This window comes from Halorhodospira sp. 9621 (assembly GCF_022228055.1).
Taxonomy (GTDB): Bacteria; Pseudomonadota; Gammaproteobacteria; order Nitrococcales; family Halorhodospiraceae; genus Halorhodospira; species Halorhodospira halophila_A.
Genome location: NZ_JAJNRD010000020.1, coordinates 37,022 through 43,021 on the forward strand (window position 1 = coordinate 37,022; position 6,000 = coordinate 43,021).

The window sequence follows — 6,000 nt, forward strand, 5'->3', positions numbered from 1 at the left end:
CTTGCCGCCCGGCGGGGCACCCGGGCGGTCACAGGAAGAAACTGGACGCCAGGGTGCCCATCACCAGTGACCAGCCATCGACCAGGACGAAGAGCATGATCTTGAACGGCAGCGAGATGATCATCGGCGAGAGCATCAGCATGCCCATGGACATCAGCGTGCTGGCCACCACCAGGTCGATGACCAGGAACGGCAGATAGAGCACGAAGCCGATGATGAAGGCGGTCTTCAGCTCGCTGGTCATGAATGCCGGGATCAGCACCGACATGGGCACGTCGTCCGGGCTGTCCACCTCGCCGTAGTCGGCGATGCGCAGGAACAGGGCGATGTCGTCCTCGCGGGTCTGGCGGATCATGAACTCGCGCATCGGCTCGCTGGCCTGCTCCAGCGCCTGCTCGGCGTTCATCTCCTCGGCCATGTACGGCTGCAGCGCGGTCTCGTTGATCTCGTCGAAGACCGGCATCATCACGAACAGGGTCAGGAACAGGGCCAGCCCGATGAGCACCTGGTTCGACGGCGTCGAGGCGGTGCCGAGCGCCTGGCGCAGGATGGCAAGGACGACGATGATCCGCGTAAAGGCGGTCATCATCAGCACCATCGCCGGCAGCAGCGTCAGCAGGGTCATGAGGACGAGGACCTGGACGCTGAGGCTCCAGGTCTGCCCGTCCTCGGTCTCCTCGATGGTCAGCGCCTCCAGCCCGGTCTGGCCGTAGGCCAGCACCGGGCAAAGAAACAACGCCACGAGAAGCAGAATACGGAGTGTGGGCATGGACTACTGCTGATCGGATTGCTGCATCAAGCGACGCAGCCGCGCCGCGAACGGGCCGCCCTGCCCGCCGTCGGCCTCGCCGCCGACGCCGGTCACTGGGGTTTCCAGTATATGCAAGGTCTGTACCCGCCCGGGCGCTACACCGAGCAGCAGCTGGGTCTCCCCCACCTGAACCAGCACCACGCGCTCGCGCTGGCCCACCGGCAGCGAGCCGAGCACACGCATGGCCCCGGTGCCGCCCACGGCCCCGCCGCCGAAGCGCCGGAGCAGCCAGGAGAGCCCGACAATCACCGCCAGCACCACCAACAGGGCGACAATCACCCGGACGATGGCCTCGGCCTCGACCCCGGGGACGGTCTCGGCCACGGCCGGCGCCGAGAACGCCAGCAGATTGACGCCCAGCGCCGCCCCCGCCAGGCGCGAGCGCCGGAGGAACGTCACCCACGAGCGCGATCGAGGGGCCATCAGCGCAGCTTCTTCACCCGCTCGGCCGGGCTGATGACGTCGGTCAGGCGGATGCCGAAGCGCTCGTTGACGACCACCACCTCGCCGTGGGCGATCAGCGTGCCGTTGACCATCACGTCCAGGGGCTCGCCGGCCAGGCGGTCGAGCTCCACCACCGAGCCCTGGTTGAGCTGGAGCAGGTGGCGGATGCTGATCTGCGTCCGGCCGATCTCCATGGACAGCGTCACCGGGATGTCGAGGATGACATCGATGTTCTGGTCATCCTCGCCGGCGGCGCGCGTGGCGGCCGGATCGAACTCGTCCAGATCCACCGATCGGCCGCCGCCGCCTTTTTCGGCAGCGCCGGACTGGCCGCTCTCCCGACCGCCCGAACCGGCCGTCTCGGTGGCCTCGGCGCCCTCCTCCATGGCGGCCGCCCACTCCTCGGCCAGGGCCTCGTCGTCGATGTGCTCTCCCTCCTGCTCGCCCTGCCCCTTCTGCTCGGCCAGGGCGTCGGCCCAGTCGTCATCGGCCGACGGCCGGTCGTTCTCGTCACTCATGACTCATCCACCCTCTGGCTGCTCTGGGGGCGCTCCGGCGCCTCGTGGGACTCCTCGGCGCCGCTGCGCTGCTCGGCGGTGAGCCGGTTGATGCGCTGCTGAACCGGCTCCTCGTCCCGTTCGCGCTCCTCGCGGCGGACCTGGTCGCGCTCCGGCAGCAGTGTCTCGCGCTCCGGCGCCTGCACCTTCTCGTCAATGCGCAGCGCCGCATGGCCCTCGCACACCCCATAGGTACCGTAGAAGACCGGCACCTCCTCGACCTCGACCACCACCCGCTCGGGCATCTCGATGGGGATCACATCCCCGGCCTTGAGGTGCATCAGATCGCGCAGGGTGATCTCCGAGCGCGCCAGGGTACTGTGCATGGTCACCGGAGCGGTCTTCATCTCTTCGCGCAGCGCCTTGGCCCAGCGGTCATCGACGTCGTTGCGATCGGACTGCACGCCGGCGTCGAGGATCTCGCGGATCGGCTCGACCATGGTGTACGGCAGGGTCACGTGGATGTCGCCACCGCCGCCGTCGAGCTCGACGTGGAACTTGCTCACGACGACCACCTCGGTGGGGCTGACGATGTTGGCGAACTGCGGGTTGACCTCCATGTTCACGTACTCGAAGTCCACGCCGAGCACCGGGTTCCACGCCTCGCGCAGGTCATCGAAGGCCTGATCGAGCATCAGCCGGATAACCCGCTGCTCGGTGGGCGTGAACTCGCGTCCCTCCACCTTGAGGTAGAAGTGCCCGCCGCCGCCGAAGAAGTTGTCCACCACCAGGAAGACCAGCTTGGGGTCGATCACGAACAGACCGGAGCCGCGCAGCGGCGGCACGCGGATGATGTTCAGGCTGGTGGGGACGAACAGGGTGTGGACGTACTCGCCGAACTTCATCATCTCCACGCCGGTGACCGAGACCTCCGGCGTGCGGCGGAGCATGTTGAACAGGCCGATGCGAAACAGCCGCCCGAAGCGCTCGTTGATCATCTCCAGGGTCGGCATCCGGCCCCGGACGATGCGCTCCTCGGCGGTAAAGGTGTACGGCCGGAGTTCGCCGGTATCCTCTTCGTCCTCGGTGTCGACGTCGCCGTCGTCGATCCCGTGGAGGAGCGCGTCGATCTCGTCCTGGCTGAGGATATCCTGCTGCGACATGACGACCGCCCGCTACTGCATTACGAAACTGGTGAAGTAGACCGCTTCGACCTCGCCCTCGATCCCGCGCTCATCGAGGATGTCGTTGATCTCCTCGAGCGAGGCGTGCCGCAGCTCCTCGCGCCCGGCCCGGGTGTTGAGCGCCTCGAAGCTCTGATCAGCGAAGAGCATCAGCAGGTTGTTGCGGATCACCGGCATGTGCCGCTCCACGCCCTCGAGCGCCTGGTCGGTGCGCGCCATGACCTCGACCTCGGCCTGCAGGTAGCTGATCCGCTGACCCCGCTCGAAATTGACGGTCAAAGGCGGCTCCAGCTTGAGGTACTGCGGATCCCCCAGGTCGGGCTCTGCGTCCGCATGCATGCCCGGCGGCGTGATGTAGCCGAACGCCAGGGCCCCCACGGTGCCCATGGTCACGACCATCATCAACGCCATGATCCCCATGAATATGTAGACAATCTTCGGCACTGGTATGCCTCCCCGTGCCCTATCAATGCACTGACTGTGCCGTGACGCCGGCGCTGCTGCTGCCGACTCCCCATGCTACCGCATCACCCGCCGGCGACGCCTGTTGACGCCTTGTTGCATTTGCAACTAGATTGCACTGGACGCCGGAGGCGGCCGCTGTGGACTCTCTTGTGCTATCGGCCACCAGCGCCGGGAACTTGACCACAGCAGCGCGACAGCGGCCACAACCGCCCGGCGCGTCACTCAATCCAGGGGAGCCCGAACATGTCACGATACCACGCCCAATGGCGCCGATCGGCCCTGCTGGCCACCGGTCTGGGCAGCGCAGCCCTGCTGCTCGGCAGTGCCCACGCCCAGTCGCCCACCGACGAACCCACCGTCGAGCAGGGACCGGAACCCACCGTCAGCGCCGACCCCGGCCCGATGCAGCGGGCCACCGCCTCCAGCGAGCAGATCGGCGCCGGCACACTGATGAACCCGTCCATCTCCGTGATCTTGGACGGCGTGTACGGCAACGAGTTCTCCGGCCACGTCGATGACCCCGGCGGCTTCGGCATGGGCCACAGCCACGGTCACGGCCACGACCACGCCCACGGGATCGAGGACGGCTTCCAGCTGCGCGAGACGGAGATCGCCTTCGAGGCCTCGGTGGACCCGTATTTCGACGCCTTCGCGATGCTGGTGATCGAGGGCACCGACCACATCGACCTGGAGGAGGCGTACTTCACCACCCGCAGCCTGCCCTGGGGCCTCCAGGTGAAGGCCGGCCGGTTCCTCTCCGACACCGGCTACATCAACAGCCAGCACCCCCACGAGTGGGACTTCGTGGACCGCCCGCTGGTCAGCGAGCACCTCTTCGGCGACCACGGCATCCAGGAGACCGGCGTGCAGCTCAACTGGCTGGCGCCCACCCGCACCTACCTGAAGTTCGGTGTCGAGACTCTGCAAGGTGAGAGCAGCGGAATCGCCCCGTACGAGGGGCACGACCACGGCTTCGACGATGTCTCCGGCCCGCGCCTCGGGACCGCCTTCGCCAAGTGGGGACCGAACCTCGGTTACAATCACAACGCGCAGCTTGGGGCATCCGCAGGCTACGCCCGTGCCTTCCAGAAGGGCGATATCGACGACGAGGACGCCTGGGACGGCGACAGCTGGTTCGCCGGCCTCGACGCGATCTATCGCTACGACGCCGGTGGTTATAAGGGCCAGGGCGACTGGACCGTACAGGGCGAGTACTTCTACCGGAACATCGAAGCCGACTTTTATGACGACGGAGATTTCGAATACGCCGGCACCAGCAAGCAGGACGGCCTTTACATCCAGGCGGTCTACGGCATCGCCCCGCGCTGGCGGACCGGCCTGCGCGCCGAAGCCCTGGGCATCACCAACGACGCCTTCGGGCACGATGAGATCGAGGCCCTAGACACCAGCTACCGTTACGCGGCCAACGTGACCTTCTACCCGTCGCACTTCTCGTACATCCGGGCTCAGGTCAACTACTCCGACTTCGCCGGTGGCGCTGGGCATGGGCATGGGCACGGACACGACCACGGGGAAGACGCCTGGCAGGCGATGCTCCAGTACAACCTGAGCCTCGGCGCCCACGGCGCCCATCCGTTCTGAGCGCGCCGCGCCGCAAACGCAAAGGGAGTCGAATGATGTTCAAGCGCATCCTTGCCACCGCGGTCCTCGCCACCGCCCTCGCCGCCGGCCCCGCCGCAGCGGAGCGGCTGCAGGTGGCCGCGACCACCACCAACATGGCCATGATCACCCAGCAGGTCGGCGGCGAGCATGTGGAGGTCACCACCATGGCCCCGCCGGACCGCGACGCCCACTACCTGGAGGCACGGCCGTCGATGATGGCCGCGCTGCGCGGGGCCGACCTGGTGGTCTCGGTGGGCGCCGAGTTGGAGGAGGGCTGGCTGCCCGCCGCCATCCGCGGCGCCAACAACCCGGACGTGCAGATCGGCCAGGACGGCTACTTCGAGGCCGCCGCCCAGGTGGAGCTGATCGGCCAGACCGGTCACGCCGACCGTGCCCGGGGTGATGTCCACCCGGCGGGCAACCCCCACGTCTACCTGGACCCCGTCCGCATGGCCGAGGTGGGTCAGGCCCTGGCCTCGCGCTTGGGCAACCTGGCCCCGGAGCACGCGGAGCACTTCTACAGCAATGCCGATGACTTCCAGGCCGCCGTCGAGGAGCGTCTGCCCGGCTGGGAAGAGCGCGTCGCCGACGCCCCCGGGGTGCTGCTCTTCCACGCGGACATCGACTATCTGGTGCACCGCCTGGACGTGCCCCTGCACGGCTACCTGGAGCCGCTGCCCGGCGTGCCGCCCACGGCCCGCCACCTGCGGCGGCTGGTCAATGAGCTGGCGGACGAGCGGGGCGTGACCCTGTTCACCGACTTCCAGCCGGCGGACGGGGCCCGCTTCATCGAGCGGGAGCTGGGCTGGTCCTACTACAGTCTGCCCACCCACGTCCCGGTGAATGGCGATGCCGACGACTACTTCGCGGTCATCGACGAGCTGGTCGAGGCCATCGCCTCGCCGGCCTCCTGAGCCGACCCGGCGGTTGCCGCGGGGCCGCCGGTGGCGCGCCCCCTTACCTGTAGCCCCCCCCC

General features: G+C 67.8%; 6 protein-coding genes and 1 pseudogene. 2 read left to right on the forward strand and 5 right to left on the reverse strand.

Features of this window, described 5'->3' with window-relative positions:
* Positions 1-28 precede the first annotated feature (28 nt).
* The 5 genes and pseudogenes from fliP to LRF89_RS09750 all read right to left on the reverse strand — a co-directional run bounded on the left by fliP (position 29) and on the right by LRF89_RS09750 (position 3,380).
* Positions 29-769: a flagellar type III secretion system pore protein FliP gene (gene fliP, locus LRF89_RS09730; RefSeq protein ID WP_201168483.1), complete on the reverse strand. Its 741-nt coding sequence runs from the start codon at positions 767-769 to the stop codon at positions 29-31.
* 3 nt (positions 770-772) lie between these two features.
* Positions 773-1,234 (reverse strand): flagellar biosynthetic protein FliO, encoded by a 462-nt coding sequence (fliO, locus tag LRF89_RS09735; RefSeq protein ID WP_201242400.1) that lies wholly within the window; start codon positions 1,232-1,234, stop codon positions 773-775.
* Positions 1,234-1,773, reverse strand: coding sequence for a flagellar motor switch protein FliN (gene fliN / locus LRF89_RS09740; RefSeq protein WP_201168489.1), 540 nt, complete (start codon positions 1,771-1,773; stop codon positions 1,234-1,236). Before fliN ends, fliO begins: the two co-directional genes overlap by 1 nt.
* 179 nt (positions 1,774-1,952) lie before the next feature.
* Positions 1,953-2,915 (reverse strand): annotated as a pseudogene (gene fliM, locus LRF89_RS09745) (flagellar motor switch protein FliM); the annotation flags it as partial.
* Positions 2,916-2,927: 12 nt separating this feature from the next.
* Positions 2,928-3,380: a flagellar basal body-associated FliL family protein gene (locus tag LRF89_RS09750; RefSeq protein WP_238637007.1), complete on the reverse strand. Its 453-nt coding sequence runs from the start codon at positions 3,378-3,380 to the stop codon at positions 2,928-2,930.
* 264 nt (positions 3,381-3,644) lie between these two features.
* Here LRF89_RS09750 and LRF89_RS09755 point away from each other — a divergent pair, with 264 nt between their 5' ends.
* Together LRF89_RS09755 and LRF89_RS09760 are read left to right on the forward strand one after the other, a co-directional pair.
* A complete protein-coding gene (locus LRF89_RS09755; RefSeq protein WP_238637008.1) occupies positions 3,645-5,003 on the forward strand; it encodes a zinc-regulated TonB-dependent outer membrane receptor in 1,359 nt (452 codons plus the stop codon).
* 35 nt (positions 5,004-5,038) lie between these two features.
* Complete coding sequence (locus LRF89_RS09760; protein ID WP_238633583.1) at positions 5,039-5,938, forward strand: metal ABC transporter substrate-binding protein; 900 nt, start codon at positions 5,039-5,041, stop codon at positions 5,936-5,938.
* The last annotated feature ends 62 nt before the right edge of the window (positions 5,939-6,000 follow it).